Origin of the sequence: Paenibacillus beijingensis (assembly GCF_000961095.1) — a bacterium.
In the GTDB taxonomy this organism is placed as follows: Bacteria; Bacillota; Bacilli; order Paenibacillales; family Paenibacillaceae; genus Paenibacillus_O; species Paenibacillus_O beijingensis.
This window is the reverse complement of sequence record NZ_CP011058.1, coordinates 4,944,617-4,970,510: the sequence shown is the minus strand read 5'-3', so window position 1 is coordinate 4,970,510 and position 25,894 is coordinate 4,944,617. Positions and strand designations below refer to the sequence as shown.

At 46.6% G+C, this 25,894-nt stretch carries 19 protein-coding genes and 4 pseudogenes; all 23 read right to left on the bottom strand.

Features of this window, described 5'->3' with window-relative positions; translation table 11 throughout:
- Window positions 1-14: 14 nt before the first annotated feature.
- The 23 genes and pseudogenes from VN24_RS22455 to VN24_RS22345 all read right to left on the bottom strand — a co-directional run bounded on the left by VN24_RS22455 (window position 15) and on the right by VN24_RS22345 (window position 25,894).
- Window positions 15-605, bottom strand: coding sequence for an MSMEG_1061 family FMN-dependent PPOX-type flavoprotein (locus tag VN24_RS22455; RefSeq protein WP_045672244.1), 591 nt, complete (start codon window positions 603-605; stop codon window positions 15-17).
- 18 nt (window positions 606-623) lie between these two features.
- Window positions 624-1,872: pseudogene (locus VN24_RS22450) on the bottom strand (Glu/Leu/Phe/Val family dehydrogenase).
- Window positions 1,873-2,088: 216 nt separating this feature from the next.
- Window positions 2,089-3,768: a M20/M25/M40 family metallo-hydrolase gene (locus VN24_RS22445; RefSeq protein ID WP_045672243.1), complete on the bottom strand. Its 1,680-nt coding sequence runs from the start codon at window positions 3,766-3,768 to the stop codon at window positions 2,089-2,091.
- Between the two features lie 45 nt (window positions 3,769-3,813).
- A complete protein-coding gene (locus VN24_RS22440; RefSeq protein ID WP_274520458.1) occupies window positions 3,814-4,872 on the bottom strand; it encodes a Gfo/Idh/MocA family protein in 1,059 nt (352 codons plus the stop codon).
- Between the two features lie 39 nt (window positions 4,873-4,911).
- Window positions 4,912-5,277, bottom strand: coding sequence for a serine hydrolase domain-containing protein (locus VN24_RS26570; protein WP_052703090.1), 366 nt, complete (start codon window positions 5,275-5,277; stop codon window positions 4,912-4,914).
- Window positions 5,278-5,872: 595 nt separating this feature from the next.
- The gene (gene pruA, locus VN24_RS22430) at window positions 5,873-7,423 is read right to left on the bottom strand and encodes an L-glutamate gamma-semialdehyde dehydrogenase (protein ID WP_045672241.1); all 1,551 of its coding nucleotides are present in this window, start codon (window positions 7,421-7,423) and stop codon (window positions 5,873-5,875) included.
- A gap of 20 nt (window positions 7,424-7,443) precedes the next feature.
- The gene (locus tag VN24_RS22425; protein ID WP_045672240.1) at window positions 7,444-8,643 is read right to left on the bottom strand and encodes an ornithine--oxo-acid transaminase; all 1,200 of its coding nucleotides are present in this window, start codon (window positions 8,641-8,643) and stop codon (window positions 7,444-7,446) included.
- A gap of 49 nt (window positions 8,644-8,692) precedes the next feature.
- The gene (locus tag VN24_RS22420) at window positions 8,693-9,610 is read right to left on the bottom strand and encodes a proline dehydrogenase family protein (RefSeq protein ID WP_045672239.1); all 918 of its coding nucleotides are present in this window, start codon (window positions 9,608-9,610) and stop codon (window positions 8,693-8,695) included.
- Window positions 9,611-9,695: 85 nt separating this feature from the next.
- Window positions 9,696-10,430, bottom strand: a pseudogene (locus VN24_RS22415) (IclR family transcriptional regulator).
- Window positions 10,431-10,810: 380 nt separating this feature from the next.
- Window positions 10,811-11,665, bottom strand: a complete 855-nt coding sequence (locus VN24_RS22410; protein WP_045672238.1) for an ABC transporter ATP-binding protein — start codon at window positions 11,663-11,665, stop codon at window positions 10,811-10,813.
- Between the two features lie 178 nt (window positions 11,666-11,843).
- Window positions 11,844-12,389, bottom strand: a pseudogene (locus VN24_RS22405) (D-serine ammonia-lyase); the annotation flags it as partial.
- Between the two features lie 100 nt (window positions 12,390-12,489).
- Window positions 12,490-13,958 (bottom strand): annotated as a pseudogene (locus VN24_RS22400) (M81 family metallopeptidase).
- Window positions 13,959-13,998: 40 nt separating this feature from the next.
- Window positions 13,999-15,072: a M42 family metallopeptidase gene (locus VN24_RS22395; RefSeq protein WP_045672237.1), complete on the bottom strand. Its 1,074-nt coding sequence runs from the start codon at window positions 15,070-15,072 to the stop codon at window positions 13,999-14,001.
- A 42-nt stretch (window positions 15,073-15,114) separates the two neighbouring features.
- Window positions 15,115-16,914 (bottom strand): oligoendopeptidase F, encoded by a 1,800-nt coding sequence (pepF, locus tag VN24_RS22390; protein ID WP_045673589.1) that lies wholly within the window; start codon window positions 16,912-16,914, stop codon window positions 15,115-15,117.
- 31 nt (window positions 16,915-16,945) lie between these two features.
- A complete protein-coding gene (locus VN24_RS22385) occupies window positions 16,946-18,163 on the bottom strand; it encodes an amidohydrolase family protein (RefSeq protein ID WP_045672236.1) in 1,218 nt (405 codons plus the stop codon).
- 36 nt (window positions 18,164-18,199) lie between these two features.
- Window positions 18,200-19,312 (bottom strand): alanine racemase, encoded by a 1,113-nt coding sequence (locus VN24_RS22380; protein ID WP_045672235.1) that lies wholly within the window; start codon window positions 19,310-19,312, stop codon window positions 18,200-18,202.
- Window positions 19,299-20,471 carry an alpha/beta hydrolase family protein gene (locus VN24_RS22375; RefSeq protein ID WP_045672234.1) on the bottom strand — a complete coding sequence of 391 codons (1,173 nt, stop codon included), beginning with the start codon at window positions 20,469-20,471 and terminating at the stop codon, window positions 19,299-19,301. The genes VN24_RS22380 and VN24_RS22375 overlap by 14 nt, the downstream gene beginning before the upstream one ends.
- Window positions 20,468-21,571, bottom strand: a complete 1,104-nt coding sequence (locus VN24_RS22370; RefSeq protein ID WP_045672233.1) for a threonine synthase — start codon at window positions 21,569-21,571, stop codon at window positions 20,468-20,470. Before VN24_RS22370 ends, VN24_RS22375 begins: the two co-directional genes overlap by 4 nt.
- Window positions 21,572-21,611: 40 nt before the next feature.
- Window positions 21,612-21,992, bottom strand: a complete 381-nt coding sequence (locus VN24_RS22365; RefSeq protein ID WP_045672232.1) for a RidA family protein — start codon at window positions 21,990-21,992, stop codon at window positions 21,612-21,614.
- Between the two features lie 170 nt (window positions 21,993-22,162).
- Complete coding sequence (locus tag VN24_RS22360) at window positions 22,163-23,188, bottom strand: ABC transporter substrate-binding protein (RefSeq protein WP_045672231.1); 1,026 nt, start codon at window positions 23,186-23,188, stop codon at window positions 22,163-22,165.
- Between the two features lie 46 nt (window positions 23,189-23,234).
- Complete coding sequence (locus tag VN24_RS22355; RefSeq protein WP_045673588.1) at window positions 23,235-23,807, bottom strand: nitroreductase family protein; 573 nt, start codon at window positions 23,805-23,807, stop codon at window positions 23,235-23,237.
- Between the two features lie 27 nt (window positions 23,808-23,834).
- Entirely contained in the window at window positions 23,835-24,854 is a 1,020-nt protein-coding gene (locus tag VN24_RS22350; protein WP_045672230.1) for a FecCD family ABC transporter permease, read from the bottom strand.
- Window positions 24,854-25,894, bottom strand: a complete 1,041-nt coding sequence (locus tag VN24_RS22345; RefSeq protein WP_420798636.1) for a FecCD family ABC transporter permease — start codon at window positions 25,892-25,894, stop codon at window positions 24,854-24,856. The genes VN24_RS22350 and VN24_RS22345 overlap by 1 nt, the downstream gene beginning before the upstream one ends.

Here is a 25,894-nt window from a genome sequence, read left to right as displayed (position 1 = left end):
GTCGCTCCTTCTATCTACTCGTCGGCTGTAATGCCGTTCAACGCCACATGCGCCTTCCACATCTCGATCAGGTTCGGCATTTGCTCCTTGGACGGCCATGCTTCCGATTTCCAAAGATCAGCCTTATTAAACGCTCTCGGACAATGGATAAAACACTCATCCACTTCGACGATCACACCCATGCGGGTTGTTTTTCCCTTCCACTGGAATTGGTTCAACAATTCCTCGTTGCGCGTAATCCACGCCTTTCCGTTAATCCGGAGCACGTCGTTTAAGCCGGGAATAATAAAAATCATGCCGACTTGCGGGTTTTCCACAATGTTGTTCAAAGAATCCAGGCGCCGGTTCCCCGGACGGTCCGGAAAGATGAGCTTTTTCTTGTCCATCACTTTCACAAAGCCGGGCTCGTCTCCGCGCGGGGAAACATCAGCCTGACCGCTTAATGAAGATGAAGAAATAAAGAAGAGCGTCGACATCGCCAAATAATTCTCGATATGCGCGTCGATAAACGAAATGTTCTTATGCACGACTGTTTTATGAGGAACCCCCACCATCTCGACCAGTTGATCTTTCGAGGTTACAATACCATCTTTCCATTGTTCCATTACGGATCACCCTCCAGTTTATGATAACCAACCGCGCCAGCGAACCGCTTCCGCAACCCGCTTCAGACCCACCATATAGGCGGCCAATCGCATATCCACTTTCATTTGAAGGGAGGTTTGGTAAACTTTATCAAAGATTTCACCAGAATTCGTTCAAGCTTCGCATTCACTTCTTCTTCCGGCCAATAGTAGCCTTGATTGTTCTGCACCCACTCAAAATAGGAGACAATTACGCCGCCCGAGCTGGCAAGCACATCCGGTACGAGCAGCACGCCTCATTCCGACAATATTTCCGTTGCCTTCAAGGTGGTGGGGCCATTCGCCGCTTCGACGACGATTCTCGCCTTGAGCTGAGGGGCGTTGTCTTCCGTAATCTGATTTTCAATTGCGGCCGGCACCAGAATATCGCATTCCTTGACCAGCAACTCCCGATTCGAAATCGTACGGGAAAAGCGGTTCGTCACCATACCAAATGAGTCCCGTTTGTCCAGCAGCGCCGCGATATCCAATCCGTACGAATCGTATAAAGCTCCGTTGGGAATTTGGCCAGAAAGCTGCCTGCATTGCCGAATCCTTGGACGATGATTCTCGCGTCTTCCAGCCGGATACCCGTCACCCGGGCCGCTTCTTTCATCGATATGACAACGCCCATTGCCGTTGCCGATTCCCTTCCTGCAGAACCGCCCAGAACAAGCGGTTTCCCGGTAATGAACCCGGGAGAATCGAATTCGCGAATTCGGCTGTATTCATCCATCATCCATGCCATAATCTGTGCATGCGTATAGACATCCGGAGCAGGGATGTCCTTGTTCGATCCAACGACCTGACTGATGGCCCGGACATACCCCCGGCTCAGGCGTTCAAGCTCCGGCAATGACAAGGAGCGCGGGTCGCACTGTATGCCGCCCTTGCCCCCGCCGTAAGGAAGGTCCGCAATGCCGCACTTCATTGTCATCCAGAGCAACAGCGCCGTCACTTCTTCTGCCGTCACATTCGGATGAAACCGGATCCCCCCTTTAGTAGGACCGACGGCATCATTATGCTGCGCTCGATAACCTGTGAAGATTTGTACCGAGCCATCGTCCATCTTTAGCGGAATTCGCACTGTCAACAGTCGCAAAGGCTCCTTGAGCAACTCATAGAATGCTTCGGAGTATCCCATTTTTTGAAGAGCGGTCTTGATAACCTCTTGCGTTCTTTCCAACACATTTGTATTTTCCATGACTTGTTGAGCCATTTCTTGTTTCCGCCCTCTTTGCTTCAACATGGTAATTTCCGGGAGGCGAATCCCGAGTAAAATTTTTTTCACCGCTTATTTTTCCGAATTGCGGAATTTATTTCCGATCATAATACATTATTAATGACGGTTATCTGCTAACCGCCTTGGAACTACTGCTCCACTGTTGCTTTATTTCAGTTTCATTGTAAAATGTATTCCGAAAGGATATCAATTATGGGCGGGTGTTGCCGTCTGCTTTTCTGGTTATGGATTAATCTTGGTATCGAGAGGCAGTAATTGCTTGGCGTCGTTCATCTCATTCGAAGCCGAAAAGATGTTCTTGATGCACACCGGCAGCAGATCCGCCAACGTCACGAAAGCATGATCGAGATCCAGCCGTTCCGTCCACTTGTGGGGGTCTTTACCAATCGGACCCAGATTGAGAACGGGAACGGCAAAATGTTCCAAGTCCTTGTACGGAATCGAATATCCTTTCTCCCATAACGGCATATGATCGGCAAAAGCCTGATGCTTCATTGATTGTGCCGGCATGCCGACATAGCTGAGATCGGAAATCGCAGGGAAAAAGTTTTGGTGGATGAGTTCGATGCCGTGTTGCACGGAAGCATAAGCCGTAATCTCATCCGCTACTCTTTCGGTAAACGGATCATTCTTCCATGTAACGGCCGGGTAATAAGGAGGTGCGAAGAAAAGTACAATCATCGGCGCCAATTCATGGCATAAGGTTGCCAATCCATCCACCAGTGCGATCGTTGTCTCGCGGTCGTCGGAGTCTTCGGCACTGGATAATGAAGCATTGATGACCTGATCGACTTTGTCAATACCGTAGGTATGGCAAGCATATTGCTGCAGTTCCTTATAGGTCAATACCCGGATCTTCAGTTCCGGCACCGTTTGAAGATGATGATCTAATACGATATTCGCACGCTCCCGGTAAACCCCTTCCATTTTTTGCGCCGCCCTCTTTGCAACCCCGAGCAAAGGTTCGATCAATTGTTCCGCCGATTTTTCTAACAAGAACAGGTTGAACATGGTCACAGCCCGATGGGTTGTTTGCACCGAATAGTTCGTTTTAAGGTCTCGCTGAATCAGATTGGTCGGCGGAGGCGTTACTTCGCTGCCTACGGTTTCACAGAACGAAATATCGAGCTCCAGTTCACACGTGACCCGGGAGGCCATATAGTTGGCGTTTAATCCGGCGAATGGTTGTCCGACGTGCGTTTCTTTCCCGAAACATAGAAAGCCGGGAAGAACTTTTCCGATCGATCCTTTATAAATATACTGATTGCGGTCGTCAGGATGACGCGCGCACATCGGCTCGGAGTTTACAACCAACGTGAAATCAAGCCCAAATCGATCGGCAATGTCGAGCATGACGGGAACCGCAGCTCTCATGCCGACCGAGTCCACTTCCTCGTCGGGGACCATAAGCAGCAGCAAATTGCCATCGAATTCCCCGCAGCAAGCCTTCTCGATCACGGACATGTGAAGCGCCAGACCAGATTTCATATCCATGACACCCCGCCCGAACATCCAATTGCTTTCTTCAAGATCGCGCCGAACCGCTTCCGGCAAACGATCCGTCTGCGACAGAAACAAATCCGTTAACGCTCTGGGATCAAACGCTTTCGGCTTCCACTCCGCATAGTCCTCTACACTCACGACATCGAAATGGCTGACCAGGATGATCGTGTCGGATGATTTGGAATGACTGCGCACCAGTGCCGTAAGGAAAGATCGGCCGTCAGGCGTCGGATGCAATTGCAAATGATCGGGAAACTCCTGAAAGTAAGACAATGTCTGAAGTTGTCCGGCAATATAGGACGGAATCTCTTTCTCTTCATTCGATCCCGTAATACTGGGGATCTGCACTAGATCACAAAGCAAATCTGTTAACTGATCTTTCGTCTGCCACTTCAGCATGAATGCACCTCATTATCCTTTTTTTCCGGGCTATCGCAGCAAGCATTATGAATGGTTTATCCTGATCATAGATTGCGTTTCGTAACTTTCATAAGCCGCAAGAACAACCTCTAAAGCTTTCAGGCCATCATTTCCCGTCACTTCAGGCTCTTGTTGGTTCCGGATACATCTCACAATGGCTCTCATTTGACTGGAAAAATGAAACGGATTCGCACATTGTTCGATACCCGGTACTTCAATGGTCTTATCCTTATCCGTGAAATAAATTTTATTAGCGTAATGAAAGATACGAAGCGAGCCCTTTTCTCCGTGCACACGGATATTTTGGGGATGTTTGTGCCATGCATGGGCCGGTTGAGGTCCCGATGCATCCCAACTTTGTCCTTCGCTAAATATCCCTTCCGTTGGGATATCGGAGCTAAAAGTAGCTTCATTATAAATCAGGATTCCTGTTGCTCCCGTGGCTGTTGTAGCCGTCAAATATTCCGTTGACGGCTTTGCGCCTGAGATATTGCCCCTTCCTGCGACAGTAACAATTTCACTTCCCGTAAACCAACGGAATAGATCGACAAGATGGATGCCATGATCCATCAATCCAAGCCCTCCCCCGCCAGGCCCTCCTGCCGGGTAATGATGCGGTCCGAGGTCGCGGAATCCTTCCAGTCCGTTTCCGCCAATGACATGCTCCATCATTAAGCTGATATTGCCGAGCATCCCCTTGTCAATCATTTCCTTGGCTTTCATAATGGCAGGCAAATACCGGTAGGAAGCGCCATAAAACAATTTAACCCCGGCTTCCTGACAGGCGGCTATCATGGCTGCAGCATCTTCTCTTGTTACCGCGAGCGGTTTCTCACATAAGATATGAACCCCGTAAGTTGCCGCTTTCTCTACAACTTCCCGGTGAGCCGCTGCAGGAACACAAACACTGACGAAATCCAGATTTTCATGCTTCAGCATTTCTTCATCATCCTGATAACCTCTGATGGCATATGCGTTAACCATCTGCTCAAGCCGTTCCTTGCGCATCTCCACTCCTGCCACCACTTCGACACCGTCAATATCTCGATAGGCTGTCAGATGAAGTTCTGCTACTCCGCCCAGTCCGATAACCCCACCCGTAACTTGCTCATCCTGTCACCATCATCCTTTGCTGGCACTTATCTTCGGTCTGACGACGCATCCGCTTCGGGGATCAAGAAATTTCCCGTTATCGTAAGCCTTGACTCCATTGACATAAACAGAATCAATGCCTTCCGAATATTGATGCGGATTCTCGAAGGTGGCAACGTCCCGACCGTTTATTGCCTTGTTGTTATAAAGCATGGCGATATTGTCATCCTGGTTCCATTCGTCAAATTGAAAGAATGTGCGCTTCATGCCGGCCGGCTCCAGGATGGCTTCTCTGACATACGACTCGTAACTTTTGCCGCTGACCCGCTCAATGATCGTCCCGAGCAAGGCGTAACAGGCGTTGGAGTAGCTGAACTGCGTCCCCGGCGGCCCCAAAAGTTCAAACTTCTCCTGCGCGAGGTGCTCCAATTACAGTTCCGCATTATTTACAGGCTGGATCGCGCTATTTTCTTGCAGCCACAATTGAATTCTGGGATCCGGATCCTTCTCGTAGCTATTGACGAGTAACGAGTCCATCGATAGCGGCGGAATTCCGGACGTATGGGTCATAAAATGGTGAATCGTCATCTTGTCCGCAGCATCAGCTTATCGAAGACGAAATTCCGGCAAATATCGGATCACCGGATCTTCAACACGCAGCTTGCCTGTATCCTGCAGATGCATGATCGACATGGTTCCCGCCGCGATATCCATAGCCTTGTTCGAACACGATCCTGCCCTCTTTGGCCAAACCCAATGACACTGACGGCACCTGGCTTCTGTCAATCGTTATTTTAGCGTTTTCTTCAAAGCTTCTTTTCCACTCGACTTCGTTCTGCAACATCATCCACCCCGATGCAGTTCTTTTTGTTCACGGTTCGTTTCGTATTCGAGCGGTACCCCGATTACGAGTATGTTACGGTTTCGCTCCGGGCACGCAGCAATCCTTCTCATAGACGAATGGTGTCCGATTGCCGACTCGGGGCAAACGTTACAGCTTCTCCGAAATGAGCTTCAATTGCATAAACTGCTGCATATAATCGGGGCCTCCCGCTTTCGAATCGGTTCCCGACATATTGAATCCGCCGAACGGATGAACGCCGACGATCGCGCCGGTGCATTTCCGGTTGAAATACAGGTTGCCGACGTGGAACCGCTCCCGCGCCAGCTCCAAATGCGCAAGATTAGTCGAGAACACCGCGCCGGTCAAGCCGTATTCGGTGTTGTTCGCGATATCGAGCGCCTCGTTGAACGACGCCGCTTTGCAGAAGGCGAGCACCGGTCCGAATATTTCCTCCTGCATGATGACCGCATCCGGCTTCACATCGGCAATAATGGTCGGCTCAATATAATAGCCGTCTCCCTCCGCCTTTCCGCCTCCGGCAACGAGACGGCCTTCCTTGCTTCCGGTCTCGATGGATTCGAAAATTTTACGATACGCGCTCTCGTCAATAACAGGCCCCGTATCGCTCCCGGGATCGATGGCGTCTCCGACTTTCAGCTCCCGGGTCAGTTCGACGCACCGGTTCAGCACCGCGTCATAGACCGCTTCGTGCACGATCGCCCGCGAGCAGGCGGAGCATTTCTGCCCGGAGAATCCAAACGCCGATGCCACGATCGCCTGTGCCGCCGCTTCCAGGTCGGCGTCCTTGTCGACGACGATGCCGTCTTTGCCGCCCAGTTCGCCGACGAACCGCTTCAGCCATATTTGCCCCGGCGCCGTCTTGGCCGACAGCTCGAAGATGCGCAGTCCCACTTCGCGCGAGCCGGTGAACGATATAAATCGCGTAAGCGGATGCGAGACGAGGAGATCGCCGATCTCGGAGCCGCTGCCCGGCAGAAACTGCACGACGCCGGCCGGCACGCCTGCTTCCTCCAGCAGCTCGACGAACTTGAAGGCGATGACCGGCGTCGCGCTCGCAGGTTTCAGTACAACCGTGTTGCCGGCAACAACCGCCGCGGTCGTCATGCCCGCCATAATGGCCAGCGGGAAATTCCACGGCGGAATGACGATGCCGACTCCGAGCGGAACGTACTGAAGATCGTTGTCCTCGCCATCCATCCAGACGAGTTTCTTCGCCGCGGTCTCGCTCATCTCGATCATTTGCCGCCCGTAATATTCCATGAAATCGATCGCTTCCGCCGTATCGGCATCTGCCTCCGCGCGCGTTTTGCCCGCCTCCAGCATCAGCCAGGCGTTAAATTCATGCTTGCGGCGGCGCAAGGCAGCAGCCGCTCTGAACAGGAGCCGGGCGCGCTGCCCGGCCGGAACGCGCGACCACGTCAGAAACGCGCAGTGCGCGCCCTGAATCGCTTGCTCCGCATGTTCCGCATTCGCTTTGGACACGCGGCCAATCACTTGCATTTTGTTTGAAGGGTTGATCGAAATTTGCATGTCGCCGGTTAGAACTCTTTCCCCCCCGATGATGAGGGGATACTCGCGGCCTAGCGCGTCTTGCGCTTGACGAATCGCTTCAAACAGCGCCTCATGGTTTGTTTCGGTTTGAAAATTAGTTAATGGTTCTGGACGATAAGGAATCATTTCTTGTTGCCTCGCTTTCTTTAGATTAGTTGAAATACGGCCGCGATTCGTTCGGCGGCCCATCGCAAATCGGACTCCGAAATGACGAGCGGCGGCGCTAGCCGAATGACCCGCTCGTGCGTTTCCTTGCACAGCAGCCCCGCTTCTTTCAGTTGTTCGCAGTAAGGCCGCGCAGGGCCGCGCGTTTCAATCGCCACGAACAAGCCTCTGCCCCTGATGTCGACGATTTCCGGATGACGGATCTCGCGCAGCATTGCGATGAGCTCGCCGCCAAGGCGGAGCGACCGCTCGGCCAGCTTCTCGTCCTCGGTAACGCGCAGGGCGGCTGCCGCCACCGCGCTCGCCAGCGGGTTTCCGCCGAAGGTGGAACCGTGCGACCCCGGCTCGAACAAGCCTAGGATGCCGCTGTCCGCAGCCACGGCCGACACCGGCAGAACTCCGCCGCCGAGCGCTTTGCCCATAATGTAGACGTCGGGAACGACTTCCTCCCAGTCGCAGGCGAACCGTTTGCCGGTACGTCCGAAGCCGGTCTGAATTTCATCGGCCATCAGAAGAACGTTGCGCTTGCGGCAGAGAGCCGTGGCCTTGCGCAGATAACCGTCCGGAGGGATGGCAATGCCCGCTTCCCCTTGAATCGGCTCGACAAGGAACGCCGCCGTGTTCGGCGTAATCGCCCTCTCCAGCGCCTCCAGGTCGCCATACGGCACGATCGTAAATCCGGGGGTAAACGGTCCGAAATCGTCCCTGTAATCAGGTTCCGACGAGAAAGAGGTCACGGTGACCGTGCGGCCGTGGAAATTGCCGGCACACACGATAATGTCCGCCTGACCGGCCGGGATGCCCTTCACGCGGTATCCCCAGCGGCGAGCCGCTTTCACCGCCGTTTCGACCGCCTCCACACCGGTGTTCATCGGCAGCACCATATCTTTGCCGGTTAAGCCGGTCAATAATTCGAGCAGCTCCGCGAACGGTTCATTGTAGAACGCCCGGGAAGTCAGCGTGACGCGCTCCGCTTGCTGCACAAGCGCCTGAATGATGCGCGGATGCCGGTGTCCCTGATTCAGAGCGGAATAACCGCTCAGCATATCCATATAGCGCTTTCCTTCGGAGTCCTCGACCCAGACGCCTTCCGCCTTGGCGATGACAATCGGAAGCGGATGATAGTTATGGGCGCCGAGACGCTCCGTTTGTTCGATCGTTTGATCCGCCAGATTCTTCATGCTTTTTCCCTCTCTTCTCTTCTTGTTTCGTCGGGACGACATGGGTGCGTTAACGCCTGAACATCGACTTCAATACAAAGTTCAAGTTCTCCGGCCGCTCCGCCAGCCTGCGCATAAAGTACCCGTACCAGTCCATGCCGTACGGCACATAGACGCGGACCGCGTAGCCTTCCCCCGCCAGCTGCTGCTGAAGCTGGGTGCGGATGCCGAACAGCATCTGAAATTCGAACTGCGAATTCGGAATGCCGTTTTTCGAAGCATATGCCTTGACATGATTGATGATCTGTTCGTCGTGCGTCGCAATGGCCGCGTAGTGCCCGCTTTGCAGCTGTTTTTCAATGATATGGATAAAATTGTGGTCGACGTCGACCTTGAAGGGAAAGGCAACATCCGACGATTCCTGGTACGCGCCTTTGACGAGCCGGTAATTCGGTGCGAGCGGATGGAGCCGCTCCATATCCGACTCCGTCTTGTACAAGTACGCCTGCAGCACGATACCGACGTGGCATCCAAATTCGGCGCGAAGCTCCTTGAACATGGTGATGGCAGGTTCATTGCGGGTATAGTCCTCCATGTCGATGCGGATAAAATTGCCAAGCTGCTTCGCTTTCGACACAATCGTCCGCATATTGTTTCTGCACAATTCGTACGAAATATCGAGTCCAAGTTGCGTCAGCTTGACCGAAACGTTAGAATTCACGCCGGTCGAGCCGATGTCTTCTATTGCGCGCACTACGTCTTTGGCTGCAGCGTTCGCTTCGCTTTCGCTGGAGACGAACTCCCCGAGATGGTCGAGCGTTGCCATCAGTCCGAGTCCGTTCAATTCGCGCACCTTCTTAATAGCGGCTTCCAGCGTCTCTCCCGCTACGAATCGCTCGGCGCCCATTCGCAAACCGTACTTTCGCGCCGCCCGCGTTGCTGTCTTGTTTTGGGACATTTGCAGCAATATACTGCGCATGACCGACATTCGGATCGCCTCCTGTTATTTAAAACTATTTTCCGTATTACAGAACAAATTTCCGTCATTAATCCAATCACATCAATCGGTTGCATTATCCGCCCAACTTCTTTGAAATCTCATCCGCATTCCGAATGACTTGATTGGCCAAATAGGAGAGCCGGTCTTCGGAAATCTGATAGCTGATGATCCCGACACTGAGCGCGCCGATTACTTTTTGACCAAACCCGATAATGGGGGAGGCCACGGAAGCCGTTCCTTCCGACTTTTCCCCGTAGCTGATACAATATCGCGCCTTTCTGATCTCGTGAAGCTCAATGAACAATTCGAGCCGTTTCTCGTTATCCTCGATCAACTCGACAAGTATGGCTTCCGCTACTTTCGGATCCATATTCGCCAGCATCGACTTGTTCGGAGCTCCGATATATAGCGGGATCCGCTCGCCCAGATTGTCGATCACCCGAACAGACCCCGGACTTTCGACCCTGTCGATCATGAAGGCGTCATTGTTGCCGGGAAGACTTAAATAAACACTTTCCTTTACTTCACTCGCAAAACGTTCCATGACAGGTCTCGCAACGGCGCGCAGATCTATCTGCTCCAGCTGACGGAGTCCGATTTCCATCCATTTGGGTCCGGCTTTGTAACGCTAGGTTTCGGGAATTTGCGCCACGAGATCGTTTCTCAATAACGAACGGATCAAACGATATGTCGTGCTCCTCGGTATTCCAAACCACATGGCGATATCGGAGAGAGACCAGCCCGAACGATTATCATCAGACAACAGGATCTGAACGATTTGCATGACGCGGTCAATCGATTGAACCATTTTTCATCTCTCCATTTATAACCATCCGCGCAATTTGACCGCTTCAACTACACGCTTCAAACCGACCATATAGGCAGCCAATCTCAAATCCGTCATTTGTTGAAGTGAAGTTTGATAGACTTTGTAAAACGAACCGTCTTTAACTTCATATTTATTCCAATAATATCATTAATTTGTTCTCCCCCATTCAAGACAGGAGACAATAACGCCACCCATTACCGTAGATGATCCTCTGCCTGCTGAACCACACAGAACAAGCAGCTTGTCTAAATTAACTCGGGGGAATCAAACTCGCGGATGCGACTGTCTGCATCCATCACCAATTCCTGTCGCAAAAATCTCTCATAAGGAGCCAAATTGCATCACCCCAACCTCTTCCTCTATGCCGACGTCTCTTCAAGGGGACTATGCTGTTTGACTTGTCCGGTTACTTTGTCAGATTCGGATTGCATGCCGGCCAACTCATAAGGCAAGCAAAGTGGTACTCCCGACCTCGAACAATAGACGACATCCGCTTCAATGCCGAATACATTCCGCAGCACGTCGTGTGTTATTACCTCTTGCGGCGTTCCTTCGCTGACGACGACCCCTTGTTTGATCGCTACCATATGCTGTGCAAATCGGGTTGCGTGATTCAGGTCATGTACGACCATTACAATTGTACGTCCTTGTTCCGCATTCAATCGTTGCAGCAACTTCAGTACCTCTAACTGATGGGTCATGTCGAGGTACGTCGTCGGTTCATCGAGAAACAACATATCCGTTTCCTGAGCCAGCGCCATCGCAATCCATGCCCGTTGCCGTTGTCCCCCGGACAACTGATCGATAGGCCTGTTGGAGAAAGTCTCCAAACCCGTTGCCTGTACCGCCCAGTTGACAATCTCCTTGTCTTCCTTCTTTAGAGAACCGAAACCTTTCTGGTGCGGAAACCGTCCGTAGGAAACGAGCTCTGACACTGTCAACCCATCAGGGGCAGTTGGGCTTTGCGGCAATATAGCAAGCTGCTTTGAAATTTCTTTCGTTGACTGGCTATGGATCGACTTGCCGTTAAGAAATACGCCACCGCCTGATGGTTTCATAATACGGGCCATCGTTTTCAATATCGTTGATTTCCCGGATCCGTTGGCGCCAACAAGTGCCGTAATTTTCCCCATTGGAATGGACAAGTTCAAGTTGTTCACAATCATTCTGTCAGCATAAGAGATATCCAGTTGTTTTGTATGCAGTTGATTCATTTTCAACCCTCCGTCACGAAATAAAATTCCATGAACAACTTAAAATTCCAAATATCAGCTCTATTGCATCAAATTCACTTTAGCAATACCCTAGATATTGTCTCTGAAGCCGATAATGAGCGGACTTATTGAATTCAAATTCATGATATCCCAACATTTACGTCCTACGCTTGGTTTCGATTCCGATACTCAGACCCAAATTGCCGGTCGAGCCTACCGAGATGGAGTAACGGGCGAAGAAATTCCGGAAATTATCGCGATCCAGAACCGAGTAATCGTCATTCACCGTTAGCAATTGATGCTGGAGCAATAAATCCTCCGCATGTTTCAGAACCTCATAGATACCGCCTCTTGCTTTAATGGAGCCTGATATCGGGAGATGGCTGTCGCATTTCAGGAGGAAACGTCCGTCCATGGATTGAGCGGCCATCGCTTCCAAAGCTTGTTTCATGGACGGGATCGGGACGACATGGGATTCAATGATTCCTCCTGAGCGTTCGGTTTCGGGAAACGCTTTGCGAATGTACGGCGCGAATCGCCGCAACCTCTCCTCAGCATCTCGTATGTCCGTTTCATTTAACGAAATTTGTTTTATCCCGCTTTCGAACGCTTCATGCTTGGAATTAAGTCACATTACCTCCCGGGTTGAAATAAGCTCCTGCAGCAATGGGTATTCCGCTTCCCATTCACCGACCGTTTTTCTGCCGAAACGAACGTCTTTCATCGAGAGTTGCTCCTTATATCTATTTGCTTACAGTCAATTAATTTTTGAAACCAAACCTCTACGGCGAAGGCACGCTCTTCACAGATACCGAAAGGAAGTTCTAATTCCTCTCCATCCTGTCTAATGGATAAATAGGCCTCATGATTCTTTTATACGGTAATGTATCTAGTTTTGCTGTCGTTAATCCTGGCGAATCTACGGTAATAATCTCTTTTGCAATCGGTTGAAAAGCGGCGCGGAAATGCTGCGCAGACTTTAAAGCCACAATCTTATACTTCGTTACATCAATCCCATGAAGGACAAAAATTTGTTCATCATACGTTTGAGACCTTGCAGAGCAGACAATAAGATCAACATTCCCTACTTTTAAACGGACAGATTTACCCAAATCCGTCTGATAACCTTGTCCCATCGGCGTAGACAGTATAAATCTGCCATCGGTTAAGGTCTTCACATAAGCTCGAATCGTAAGGGGACTTCCATGCAAAGGATCTGTTTTCCCGCCTATTTCTACATCAATATAAGTACCCGACCCTGACAGATGCGCCAATTCCGCTACTTCAGCATCGCATATGAAGCCGAAGCATGTCTGAGGAGCGTTTTCTTTAAGTAATGCCCTTAATAAATAGGTCCCATCACCCGGTGCTCCCCCCCTGGATTATCTGAAGTTTCATTGATTACAATAGGATAGTCCTTATGGGAAAGCGCGAGCTTGATCCCCTCTTCAGGTGTCAGCGCTTCCGGAACAAATCTTTCCTTATTCAGCCATACCTTTGTTGCGATATCTTCACTTGCCTGTTTCGCTAACGAAAGGTTATCATTCGAAATGGTTAGAATTGCAGCACCGGAATCCGGAACGTCCGAAGCGGGAAATCCATGGAAAAACGTGCAATCAAGGATATCGACTTCTTTCTCCCACTCCCAACAATACTCATTAATCTCTTTTGCCGGAGACTGATCGGTGGTCGCCGGGGATATCAATAGAGGCAGTTTGGTTAGGTGCATGACAGGCGTAACTTCGCCATTCAGAATCTTCTCAAGCAGTTGAATCGCTTCGACTCCGCGGTCATACATGTCCGTATGCGGATACAAATTGCATCCAAGAAGCGCATCTGCTTCTTGGATCATTTGATCCGTCATGGTAGCATGTAAATCCAGCGTGCAGACGATAGGTATATCATAGCCAACGACCTTTCGTAATTCCTTCAAAAACTCTCCTTCTAAATCATCTATTCCTTCAGCAACTCCCGCTCCATGAAGAACCAGACAAATTCCATCTAACTGTCCGGCTGCTTTGATGTTAGATAGTAGTTCATCCTTTATCATCTCATAAGTCTCTCTAGTTATGATGCCCGATGGATATGCAGCAGTAGAAAATGATGGGACCAGCTCTATTTTCGAATGCAAACATTGATCGATCATTCCGCCTAAGTAAGTCCTAACCCCAGAATTTCTTTCCAAAATCTGTTGCCCATGATCCCATTCGAAACTTTCAAACATTTCTTTCGTTGTAATCTGATTTGAAAAAGTGTTCGTTTCATGAGCCAATTGCCCAATTGCAATTCTCATCGTTTTTCATTCCTTCCTCTCCAATCGACATCTTAGAAATTCAACCATTTTCGCAAATGGTATTTACAGTCGATTGATCGCACGATTTCACCAATTGAATTAATAATTCCTTTGCGGCTGCATAGTCATCCACATGAATAATCGATGCGTGGGTATGAATATAACGAGAACAAATTCCGATAACAGCACTTGGAACTCCTTCATTCGAAAGATGAACGCTTCCTGCATCTGTCCCGCCTGGAGAAACAAAATATTGATAAGGGATATCATTTTGTTCCGCTGTGTCCAACACAAATTCCCTCATCCCTCTATGCGTTACCATAGTACGATCCAATATTCTTAGCAGAACACCTTTTCCTAATTGGCCAAATTCGTTTTTATCACCGGCCATATCATTGGCGGGACTTGCATCTAATGCAAAAAAGAGATCTGGTTTAATCATGTTTGCTGCCGTTTGTGCTCCTCTAAACCCTACCTCTTCCTGGACTGTTGCACCTGAATAAAGAATATTGGGAAGCGTTTCATCTTTAACACTTTCAAGCAATTCAATCGCTAAACCGCATCCATAGCGATTGTCCCACGCTTTCGCTAAAATTTTTTTCGGATTCGCCATAGGTGTAAATGGGCAGATGGGGGTAATTTGTTGACCTGGCTTAATTCCCATTTGTTGAACCTCTTCTTTGTTGTCGGCACCTACATCGATTAACATCTCTTTTATTTCCATCGGTTTGCTTCTCTTTACTTCATCTAATAAATGAGGCGGAATAGACCCAATCACCCCTATAATAGGCCCCTTGTCCGTAATAATTTGTACCCGCTGAGCTAATAACACTTGGTTCCACCAGCCGCCAAGCGTTTGAAAGCGGATCATTCCATTTTCAGTAATCGAAGTCACCATGAACCCTACTTCATCCATATGTCCTGCAACCATAATCGTTGGACCCTTTTCCGGACCATTTCTAACTCCGAATATGCTTCCCAGACGATCTTGAACGATCGCGTCCGCATATAAGCCGAGTTTCTCTCGCATATATTGACGTATCAAATGCTCATTTCCTGAAGTACCGGGAAGCTCTGTCAGTGTTTTGAACATCTGCAAGGTCTGTTGATTCATTTTTTTCTCCTTTTTGCTATTCGTTTATGACATGTTGTTTCATTACGATAGTAAGCTTTCCATTTCAGCCAACTTTTCCTCAAAAACTTTACATGCTTCTTCGATAGGTTTTGCAGTTGTCATATCTACCCCAGCTTTCTTCAACACTTCAATCGGATAATCGGAGTTTCCTGATTTCAAAAATTCGATATATCTTTCTACAGCCGGCGCTCCCTCTTCTAAAATTTGTTTGCTTAAGGCCGTTGCCGCACTAAAGCCTGTTGCATATTGGTACACATAATAGTTCATGTAAAAGTGTGGGATACGCGCCCATTCTAATCCGATTTCTTCATCAACAACAATGTCTTCTGCACCGAAATACTTTTTATTTAAGGCATCGTATTCTTTCGTAAATAAATCTGCTGTTAACGCTTCATGATTTTGAGACTTTATATGGATGAAATGCTCGAATTCAGCAAACATCGTTTGACGGAATACTGTTTTTTGAAATGCGTCTAAGAAATGATTTAATAAATACAATCTGATCTGCTCATCCTGAATCGTTTTTAATAAATAATCATTTAAAAGCGATTCATTACATGTAGAGGCAACCTCCGCAACAAAGGTCGAGTAATCTCCATAACGGAATGGTTGTGTTTTACTAGTGTAGTAGCTATGCACAGAATGTCCGAATTCATGTGCTAAAGTAAAAAGGCTTTTCAAATTATCCTGCCAATTCATTAATACGTATGGATTTGTTCCATACGCTCCCAATGAGAAAGCGCCGCTTCTTTTCCCTTTATTTTCATGTACATCTACCCAACGGTTGGCAAACCCTTCATTTAATACTTGATTATATTCCTCACCAAGAGGAGCGAGCCCCTTTATAATGAAATCCTTTGCTTCATGATAGCCAATCTTCATTTTTATATTTTTCATTAACGGCGCATATAAATCATAGACATGGAGTTCGTTTACACCCAGCACCTTTTTGCGCAGCTTTACATACCTGTGTAATAATGGCAAGTATTTCTGAATCGTTTCGACAAGGTTGACATAGACACTTTCCGGGATATGATTTGCGGCTAACGCTGCATGGCGAGCTGATTGATAGTTTCGAACCTGTGCATGAAAATTATTTTTTTTGACGTTTCCAGCCAATGTACTCGCAAAGGTATTGCGAAACTTGCCGTATGTATCATAAACAGCTTTAAAGACCTCATGACGAACTCTTCGATCTTCGCTTTCAAGAAAGCTTTTATAGCGGCCATGCGTAACTTCTACCTCCTTCCCATCTTCATCTTTAATCGATGGAAATTCCAGGTCGGCATTGTTGATCATTCCAAATGTATGACTTGAAGCGTCAAATACTTCGGAAGCTTGAGCCAATAAGGCTTCCTGCTCTGCCGAAAGTACATGGGGTCTTTGCAAATTCATTTCTTCAAGCGCATGCTTATATAAAGAAAGCTCTTTACTTTCTTTTAAATACCCTTTAATGCGTTCTTCATCAATAGAAAGGATTTCCGGTACAATATAGGAAAGGGTGCTTTCTGCTTGAGAATAGAGACTTTTGATACGATCATATAACCCTTGATAAAATGCATTTGCCGTATCTTGAAAATTGCGCATTTGCGCATAGGTATAGAGCTTTCCAAGACGCACTAATAATTGATCCTGTCTTTGTAAAGCACGAGCAAGGAGTTCGGCCCCATCAGCAAGTTTTCCTTTAAACTCCGTTACTTCCGGTATGAATTCTTTAACCGCTTCGTATTCATTTTCCCACTCTTCGTCAGTAGAAAAAATATCCTCTAATCTCCATGTATCCTCTAATTGAATCTCCGTTCTCGTCGGAAGCTTTTTCATATCGTCAATCTCCCCATGAAACATCAATCGATTATTCTCTTGCAAACACGGATTTGCCCTCCATAAATACTTCCTGCACTTCTTGAAGGGCTTTAATATCAATCAACGGGTCGCCTTTTACCACCAAAATATCAGCAAGATAGCCCGTTTCAAGCAAACCAATCCGATGACCTTGATCCAGAACCTCCGCAGCTGTCTGCGTTGCCGCTTGAATAGCTTGAATCGGGTTCATGCCCAGTTCAACCATTAGCGCAATCTCATCAGCCACAGGAGCGAGCGGGTATCCTGGCAAAACGATGTCCGTACCGGTTGCAACCTTTACACCTGTCTCCAACAGGTGGGCGAAGTTTTCCCGATACGCCTTTTCGGACGCTATATAGAAATCCCCATCCCACTCGATATCCTTCTCCGTGTTCACAATAAATCGTCGATAGTGTTCTGCGATTTGAAAGAAAGTAATCAAAGTAGGTACCCAAACGATGCCTTTATCCGCCATTTTTTTCGCTTGTTCTACTGACATAAACGTTCCGTGTTCTATCGTGTCAAATCCGGCTTTAATGGCCATGTCGATAGACAACGGCAAGGATGCGTGAACACAGGACTTCCTTCCTAAGCGACGGGCTTCATCCACAGCCGCATCCAGTTCTTCCTGAGTAAACTCCGGTGTCGGGGTTCGATGACTGGTTAAGATTTTAATCCAATCCGCTCCGGCCTTCACCTGTTCACGTACGGCAGTACGTACCTCCCATGGACCGTTCGCCTCCCGCATTGCCGCCTCTAATTGCCAAGCATGCCCCCCCGTCATAATAATTCCCTTGTTCACGTGATAGATTCGCGGAGCTACGATAAACTTTTTTCTTTGGGCATGTTTCATTGTTTCGCACAGTCCACCCGGGTCATTCGCATCACGAATGGTTGTCACGCCATGAGAAAGCGCCTCTTTCAAATTAGCCGCTGCCATCAGGGCAATGAGCCCATCGTTATACTTTAAGAAATCAGGTTGGTCCCAGTAATATCCGATATGAAGGTGCAGATCGATCAAACCGGGCAGAATGGTACTGCCTTCGTAACGAGTAATCGAAGCTTCGGGATAGCGTTGCAATAGTTCCTCTTCTGTTCCCGCCTCAACGATTTCACCTTGCTCATCAAGGCATATAGCCGCTCCGTGAATCACACTCTCCCCGTCGCCAGTTATTAAGCGATCCGCCGTCAACAATTTGACGTTACTCGTTTCTTTTCCCTTTGACATTCATGATCCTCCCGATTTTCGTTGGAATAGACATGTTTATTGCGATTTCCCTCTCCCTAATACGGGTATTTCCTCTAATATGGTTCCGTTTGATACCAGATACGCTTTTTCATATAAATTACAGGTTGGACAGATATGATTTGGAATCACTTCTACTTTATCTCCAATTTCAATCATCCTTCTGAATCCCTTATCATAAATCAAGCCATGCTCATCAAATACACCGCTTAATCTAACGTTATCTGATCCTTTTATGAGTCCGAATCCATGAGTGGAACATATTCCTTCCGTTCGATTTTGAGAGGTTAACGCTTTTGCGCCAGCATCCAAAACAACTCTTTCCTCCGTTGGTTTACTTATAACCGTAGCCAATACAGTAGCCGCACATCTGCTATAATCTTGAATTGCGCTTCCTTGTCCAACATCCATAAAAATATAGGTTCCCGTTCTGATTTCCGTAATTCCTTCCAGTATTTTCGAATGCATCAACGCAGGAGTGGCGCCTATGCTGATTGTATCGATATCTATTCCTAAATCCCGAACGATTTGTCCAGCTCGCAGAGTCCTTTCTTGACTTTCTAATGAAAGATGTATACATTCTTCAACATTTTTCGCTTTATACGTATGTCCTTCATGTGAAAAAACACCTTTGAGCACGACTTTATTTTTTGTCTGAATATACTTGCTAAGATGAATAATCTGGTCGTCCGTAATGACCCCGGATCTGTTTTCACCAACCTCAATTTCAATCAGCACTTCGATCGGTTTTTCTTCGTCTTTAAATACGGTTTCTAACTGATCGATTTGATATTCGCTGTCTACTCCGATTCTTATCTTTATTTCCCTATTTAAATCTTTGATTCTCTCTAATTTCGAAATACCGACGATTTCATTTGCTATAAATATATCTTTGATACCATTTTCAGCCATCACTTCCGCCTCTCCTACTTTGGCAACTGTGATTCCGGAGGCGCCTAACTTTAATTGAAGTTTAGCCAGTTCCGGCATTCTATGGGTTTTTGTATGAGGACGCAGATTCACATTGTATTGATTCGCTTTTTCTTGCATAAACCTTAAATTTTCCAACATTATTTTTTCATCAATTAAAAGCGCAGGCGTATCAATAAATGAATATTCAGATTTTATCATTTCTTAGAACTCCTTTTCTATTTACAATCACATCTTCTGATAAATCATCATCTTTGTCTATTACTTGAGAATCTACACCCTTAAGGTATTTATTAAAAAAATCAAGCAGCAATATATTGAGAATGCTTTCCATTCGATCAGGGTTTATTTCTCCAAGCATCGCGAGCTCGACTTCCTTATTCCATACTGTTGTTTTAGAAATATAGTTTTCAGCCAACAATTCGTTGTAATCTGTAAAGTTCATATGTGTGCTGTTTTTAACCGTTACCAAATAGGCGTTACTTTCAGCGTTTAAAAAAGGAAAGGTTAGAAGCTGCCTCACATCTTTTTGCAGGAGCATGATCGGTTTTTTTATAGGTTCTTGCCAGATGGGGCTATAGTAAAGACCGTCAAGATTCGCGCTAGCTTTAATGATGTCAGAATAATGTGTCAGGTTAAGGGCAGTAGAGCCGCCGAAAGACATTCCAAAAGCGCCGACATTTTCTTTATCGACACGGTTATATAGCATAGAACTTCCCTGCTCAGCTTCATTCAGAACCATGTCAAGGGCAACAAGACTGTCTTTTATCCATATTTCAGTGTGAGCCACACGTCCGGGTAGATGGTCGATGATTCTGTTATAGTATTCGCGGTGTTCCTTGATGTTCGCTGTTTTGCCAGCTCCATGGGTGACCCATGTGGTGTAATCAGGAAGAATGTTCATAGCTTTTTCATCGTCAGCTTTTAAATCTGCATCAAGCTTTTCCATATCAAGCATTAAAATCCCGCTATTCGGCAACTCATATAAACCTCCACCTGGATGACCAATGCTCAATACAATATAACCGTGGGATGCGAGTTCCTCGAATTGAACGGTATTGGCTTCACAAAAAAGGCCTAATCCATGGCTAAAAAGGAGAAGAGGGTGCTTGCCATCACCTATAGGAGCGTTCATATATGAATTCGTTACAATGCCGCTCGTTCCCGGAAGGATACTCTCACTGACATATTTTTTCAGTTCCCCTTCGCCGATCCCTTTAGCAGGATAAAAACATAGGCATGGAATCATTCGTTTATGATCGTCATTTTCATCTGGATTATATTCATAAGTTAAGTACGTACATCCTACGATATAAGGGCCGGTAGGTTTTCTGAGATTGTGTTTTTCTTTGATCTTCATGTTTTAATTCCAGCTCCACATAAAGGTAGAACGATGTTCTTGTTTTTCAGTTCGGGATATTTCTTAACATAATCTAAATAACCTGCATAATTCGCCGCAGATGTAATTTCCACATAAATGCCCTTCGATGCTAATTTTTGTCTTGCGTCTAATATCTTTTCCTCAGATACCCCAATGATGTCACCGTTTGTTTTTTGAATCGCCTCCATGATTTCTCTGCCTCTTGCAGGGGCGGCGATCGCAATTCCTTCAGCTATGGTGCCGATATTTCTGCATGGTTCTACTGTTTTCTCCCCTCTTGCAAAAGCATTTACAATAGGAGCACAATTTTCTGCTTGTACAGCTAATATCTTTGGCATTTTATCAATGACACCCCAAGCCACCATTTCCTGAAAAGCTATATATGCCCCCATCAGCAAAGTACCGTTCCCGACGGGTACAACAAAAGCCTCAGGCATATTTCCGTCGAGTTGTTCAAACGCCTCGTAAAAGTAGGTTTTCGTTCCCTCCCAAAATAAGGGGTTGTAAATGTGACTAGCATAAAATAAATGTTCACTTTCCACTTTATGAATGGCTGCTTCCGCAGTATCCTCCCGGCTTCCTTGTATTTTATGAATGGTTGCTCCATGCGCTTCGATTTGCTTCAATTTTTTATCCGAAGTCGAAGAAGGTACGAATACTTCACACTCCATCCCTGCTCGTGCACTGTAAGCTGAAATTGAGGTGCCCGCATTCCCGCTGCTATCGACAACCACCTTTTTCACACCCCATTTTTTTGCCATCGCAATAACGACAACTGCTCCTCTATCCTTGAAAGAAAGCGTAGGCATATAGTAATCGGCTTTTGCATATAAATGGGGTTCCACTAAAATTAACGGAGTGCCACCTTCTCCCATCGTTACCTCATTCCAAGGATCCTTTTCATCAAAAGGAAGAGCATTGATGTATTTCCATAAAGAATGATTCCTCGACAGAGCTGTAGAATTAAAATCTAATGGTTTTTTTTTATATTCTAAACGCAACAATCCGCCGCAATTACATTTCCAAACGTTGCTCTTTATATCGAATAATGAGCCGCATGTTTCGCAAATATAGTTCATTGTTTCTTCTCCTTTAAGTATTATTCTTAATCCTCCTTTTTTAACTTTCTTTGTAGGCAATCGCTTCTATTTCGATTTGAAAACCATAGTGCAGATCAGTTGTAGGAACAATTGCTCTTGCAGGTTTATGCTCACCAAAAAACTTTGCATACATCTCGTTTACTTCACTCCAATAAGAGATATCCGCAATATAGATGGTCATTTTCATGACATCATTTTTGTTTGCGCCTGCGGCTTTTAATACTGCATCAATGTTAAGGAGTACTTGTTGGGTTTGTTCCTTAATTCCGTCAATGCACTTTTCCCCTGTATAAGGATTAATAGGCAGTTGACCAGAAATACAGATCAAATTTCCTGCTTTTGTAGCTGGAGCATAATGTCCTTGTACTTCCTTTGCCCCGTCAATATAAATAAATTCCATTTGTGAACCCCTCTCAAATCGTAACATTTCCTTCGTAAGCTGCTGCCGGTTAATCGGACAGCGACGGAGTGGCACCTTCGACAACTTGCGCCATCTTCGCCTGCCCGCGATCGCACAAGCTTACCGGCAGCAGCTACAGGATCCGCATGTTCACGAAAGCATCAAATCGTTTATTTTGTCAATGATTGAACGACATCATTGATCTTCATTTCATCTGCGTAAGGACCATTTGTCATCCAGTGTCTAGCCGACACTTTATAGACATGTCCATTTTTAACTGCAGGGATCTCTTGCCATACTTTCAGCTTTTCGATTTCAGCAAGTCTATCCAGCATCTTCTTATTTGATTCCTCCGATTTACCAGACGATCCTGCGGTTACAAACAAATAATCAGCGTCTATTTCAGGCAGTTTTTCAAGAGACAATTCTACACCATACTGTTCATTTGGATTTTGTTTCATTAATTCACCCGTTAAACGATCTGGTTCCATACCTAATTCATTATACAAAACATCAATATAATTCTTTTCCGCAGATTCCTTTGGAAATGGAAACCACAAAAAGGCGGTCTTGTCATTTGTACGCAAAAATGCGACAGTCGCGTTCTCTTTAGATGCCTGCTTGATCATTTCTCTAGCTTGCTCAGCTTGCTTTAGATTGGCTTCTAATACAGTCTGCGCCTGCTCTTCTTTGTTTGTATACTGTGCAATCTTTACAATCTCTAATTGCCACTCATCTCTTACAAATAATAATGTCGGAGCAATCTTACTTAGTTTGTCGTAATCTGCTTGTTCTATCCAATCTGCTGCAATAATCAAATCCGGTGCCGCAGCAAGTATCCTTTCGAAATTAATGATGTTGTCCAGTACATTATCAACCTCAACATTTTTCTCTTTCAACTTATTTGCAAGATAATGATTTTCACCCCAAGTGCTGGCATATACAATTGGCAAATCTAAAGAAAGCAACATATCATCAAGAGCTATTGACACAATTCTTTGAGGATTTTCAGGGACGATAGTCTCTCCATATTTATGCTGTTGTACAAGAGGTTCTTTGTTGGCACTTGATGAATTTGTCGATTGAGCAGCAGGTTCCTCTTGTTTGTTTGAGGTTCCAGAGCACGCACTTAATAGTAATGTGAGACAAAGTAACAGATAGAACGATAGTTTCTTCCCATTTTGTTTCATTTTCATTTTCATTTCTCCTTCATTTTTATTGGTTAGATTTATGAAGTATTTCTCAATTACCACTGATGATTGTCAATCTCTCTTCCGCTTTTGTTCGCGGCGCCGGTTTTGGTGCTTTTTCAAAATATCCAATGTGTAGTGTGCCTACTATCTTCTCCCCTGGCTTAATTCCAGCTGCCTTATGAAAACTAGGCTCCAAATTGTAGTCATTCGTTTTCCATACAACACCAACGCCTTTTTCCCAAGCTAGCAGTTGAAAGTTCTGAATGAGCGCTGAAGTGGCCGAGAAATCTTCCTCCCATTTCTTCTGCCTAGGATCCTCCTTCATCACAACAACCAAGTGAAGCGGTACATCCAGATAATACTTCAGCATTTGCTGTTCCCATTTCGCTTTATTTTCGGCTGTATACGTTTCAATAACAGCATGGGCAAATTTCTTTTTGCCTTCGCCTTGAAATAGGATAAATCGCCAAGGTTCCCTCAGACCATGATTGGGTGCCCATACTGCATCGTTAAGCAATTCAATCACAAGCTCGACAGAAATTGGATCTGGTTTAAAGTCTCTTATCGAACGGCGCTCTCGAATAACCTTCGCAATCGTTGCGCCTTCCTTTTGGGCGTCCATTTCATTGATCAATTGAACACCTCCTTCTTAGTTGACTTTGATTAATAGGTAGATAAAGTATGGAGCGCCTAATGCTGAAACGACAAGTCCGACAGGTATTTCAGATGGAGCCAGAATATTGCGCCCGATTGTATCTGAAACTAGCAGCAGCAAGGCTCCCATCAAAGCCGATGTTGGCAGCAGCACCTGATGCTTCGGACCTACAACCTTTCTTGCCAAATGAGGAGCTACTAGGCCCAAGAAGGCAATTCCGCCACCGACCGCAACGGATGCTCCTGCTAAAGCAACAGCCAATAACAGCAAGGTTCTTCTTTCACGCTCCACTGCAGCTCCTAGTTGAGTGGCAATTTGATCTCCAAGATTCAAAACATTCAAATAACGAGCCTTGTAGATCGTGAAGGGAATCAGGATGCAAATCCAAGGCAACACGGCCAAGACAAATTCCCAATTTGCTCCCCAAATGCTGCCGGAAAGCCAAATCGTTGCTTTCATGAAATCCTTCGGATTCATTTTTAACTGAAAAATAATGAGCGCTGCGCCAAAAGCTGCGTTTATCCCAATTCCGACTAGAATCAGTCTGATTGGCGTTACTCCATTTTTCCAAGCAAAAATATAAATGAGAAATGCGGCCAAAGCGCCGCCTGCCAAAGCGGCAATCGGCATCACAAAAATGGAAAAGGATCCAAGCCCGTAGGTAGAGCCTTGATAGAAAAAAATAAATAGAACAACCGCTAACCCGGATCCTGCATTAATGCCTAATATCCCTGGATCCGCCAAACCATTTTGCGAGACCCCTTGCAAAATGGCACCGGATATCGCGAGACCGGCACCAATTAATAACGCAATGATCATCCGCGGCAGACGGAAATCAAATAGAACGAGCTGATCCTTTTCTGTTCCGGCACCGACTAAAGTTTTTATTACATCAAGGGGGGAAATTCTTATATAACCCGTGTTTAAGCTGATAAAAAAAGAAAGGACAATAATGGCAGCAAGAAACCCCATCACAAACATTGGTTTTTTGATTGTTTTCTTGACTGCTTCCATCACAATCCTCTCCTTTCCTGACGAGCAAGGTATAGAAAAAACGGTACCCCGATCATCGCGGTAATTGCACCAACAGGCGTTTCAAAAGGAGGATTGATCATTCGTGCTCCCAAATCCGCCAAAACAAGGAGCAATGCCCCTAAAATGGCCGAACATGGAATGATCCAGCGATAATCGACTCCAACTAAAAAACGTGTAATATGAGGAATCACCAGACCAAGAAAGCCGATCGTGCCAGCAACCGAAACGGCGGCTCCTGTTAATAATAAGATCACGATGGTTCCGATTACTTTTACAACGATGGTGCTCTGTCCTAATCCCTTTGCGACATCATCTCCTAAGCTGAGTACGGTGATGGATCGGGCGAGAATAAAAGCTAAACATAAGCCAATGACCGCTACCGGTATCATTAACTGAACGCTTATCCACTTTGTCCCTGCCACACCTCCTGCGTACCAAAAACTAATATCCTGTGCAACGCGAAAATGGATGGCGATGGCAGTGGAAATTGAATCCAACAGCGCAGTAACAGCTGCTCCTGCCAATGCCATCTTTACAGGAGTTAATCCCCCTTTGGAAAAGCTGCCGATTGCAAAAACGAGGCATACCCCCATCCCTGCACCGGCAAAAGACCACATCAGCAGACCAAGATAAGATGTGCCTGGAAAAAAGGCAAAGGCAATCGCAATCATAAAGGCAGATCCGGCTGTTACTCCCATTATGTCCGGCGATGCAAGCGGATTTCGTGTCATCCCTTGCATAATGGCGCCAGAAACGGCTAAAAATGCGCCTACTAACGCAGCTGCGATAACCCGCGGCAGCCTTAGTTCTTGAATAATTTGATGGGTCGTTAAGTCGGGATTAAATTCAAACACCCCAGCCCAAACTGTTTTCAAGCCGATATCGGCAGCACCAAACGATATGGATCCTGCAATTCCAAGCACAAGTACTAAGAAACCTACAAATAAGATAAAAGTCGCTACAACCGGACGCGATTTAAACTTCTTCGTATCTTCTTGAAATGATGTTTGTTGATCCAT

Bases quoted from the DNA above. Each gene is read 5' to 3' on its own strand.
- VN24_RS22395 (WP_045672237.1), bottom strand. From the start codon at position 15,072: ATGAATCAACAGACCTTGCAGATGTTCAAAACACTGACAGAGCTTCCC.
- pepF (WP_045673589.1), bottom strand. From the start codon at position 16,914: ATGAAAAAGCTTCCGACGAGAACGGAGATTCAATTAGAGGATACATGG.
- VN24_RS22410 (WP_045672238.1), bottom strand. From the start codon at position 11,665: ATGAATCAACTGCATACAAAACAACTGGATATCTCTTATGCTGACAGA.
- VN24_RS22355 (WP_045673588.1), bottom strand. From the start codon at position 23,807: ATGGACGCCCAAAAGGAAGGCGCAACGATTGCGAAGGTTATTCGAGAG.
- VN24_RS22380 (WP_045672235.1), bottom strand. From the start codon at position 19,312: ATGATAAAATCTGAATATTCATTTATTGATACGCCTGCGCTTTTAATT.
- pruA (WP_045672241.1), bottom strand. From the start codon at position 7,423: ATGATTCCTTATCGTCCAGAACCATTAACTAATTTTCAAACCGAAACA.
- VN24_RS22385 (WP_045672236.1), bottom strand. From the start codon at position 18,163: ATGTCAAAGGGAAAAGAAACGAGTAACGTCAAATTGTTGACGGCGGAT.
- VN24_RS22420 (WP_045672239.1), bottom strand. From the start codon at position 9,610: ATGTCGGTCATGCGCAGTATATTGCTGCAAATGTCCCAAAACAAGACA.
- VN24_RS22345 (WP_420798636.1), bottom strand. From the start codon at position 25,894: ATGGATCAACAAACATCATTTCAAGAAGATACGAAGAAGTTTAAATCG.
- VN24_RS22455 (WP_045672244.1), bottom strand. From the start codon at position 605: ATGGAACAATGGAAAGATGGTATTGTAACCTCGAAAGATCAACTGGTC.
- VN24_RS22350 (WP_045672230.1), bottom strand. From the start codon at position 24,854: ATGGAAGCAGTCAAGAAAACAATCAAAAAACCAATGTTTGTGATGGGG.
- VN24_RS22445 (WP_045672243.1), bottom strand. From the start codon at position 3,768: ATGCTGAAGTGGCAGACGAAAGATCAGTTAACAGATTTGCTTTGTGAT.
- VN24_RS22375 (WP_045672234.1), bottom strand. From the start codon at position 20,471: ATGAAGATCAAAGAAAAACACAATCTCAGAAAACCTACCGGCCCTTAT.
- VN24_RS22370 (WP_045672233.1), bottom strand. From the start codon at position 21,571: ATGAACTATATTTGCGAAACATGCGGCTCATTATTCGATATAAAGAGC.
- VN24_RS22365 (WP_045672232.1), bottom strand. From the start codon at position 21,992: ATGGAATTTATTTATATTGACGGGGCAAAGGAAGTACAAGGACATTAT.
- VN24_RS22360 (WP_045672231.1), bottom strand. From the start codon at position 23,188: ATGAAAATGAAACAAAATGGGAAGAAACTATCGTTCTATCTGTTACTT.
- VN24_RS22425 (WP_045672240.1), bottom strand. From the start codon at position 8,643: ATGAAGAATCTGGCGGATCAAACGATCGAACAAACGGAGCGTCTCGGC.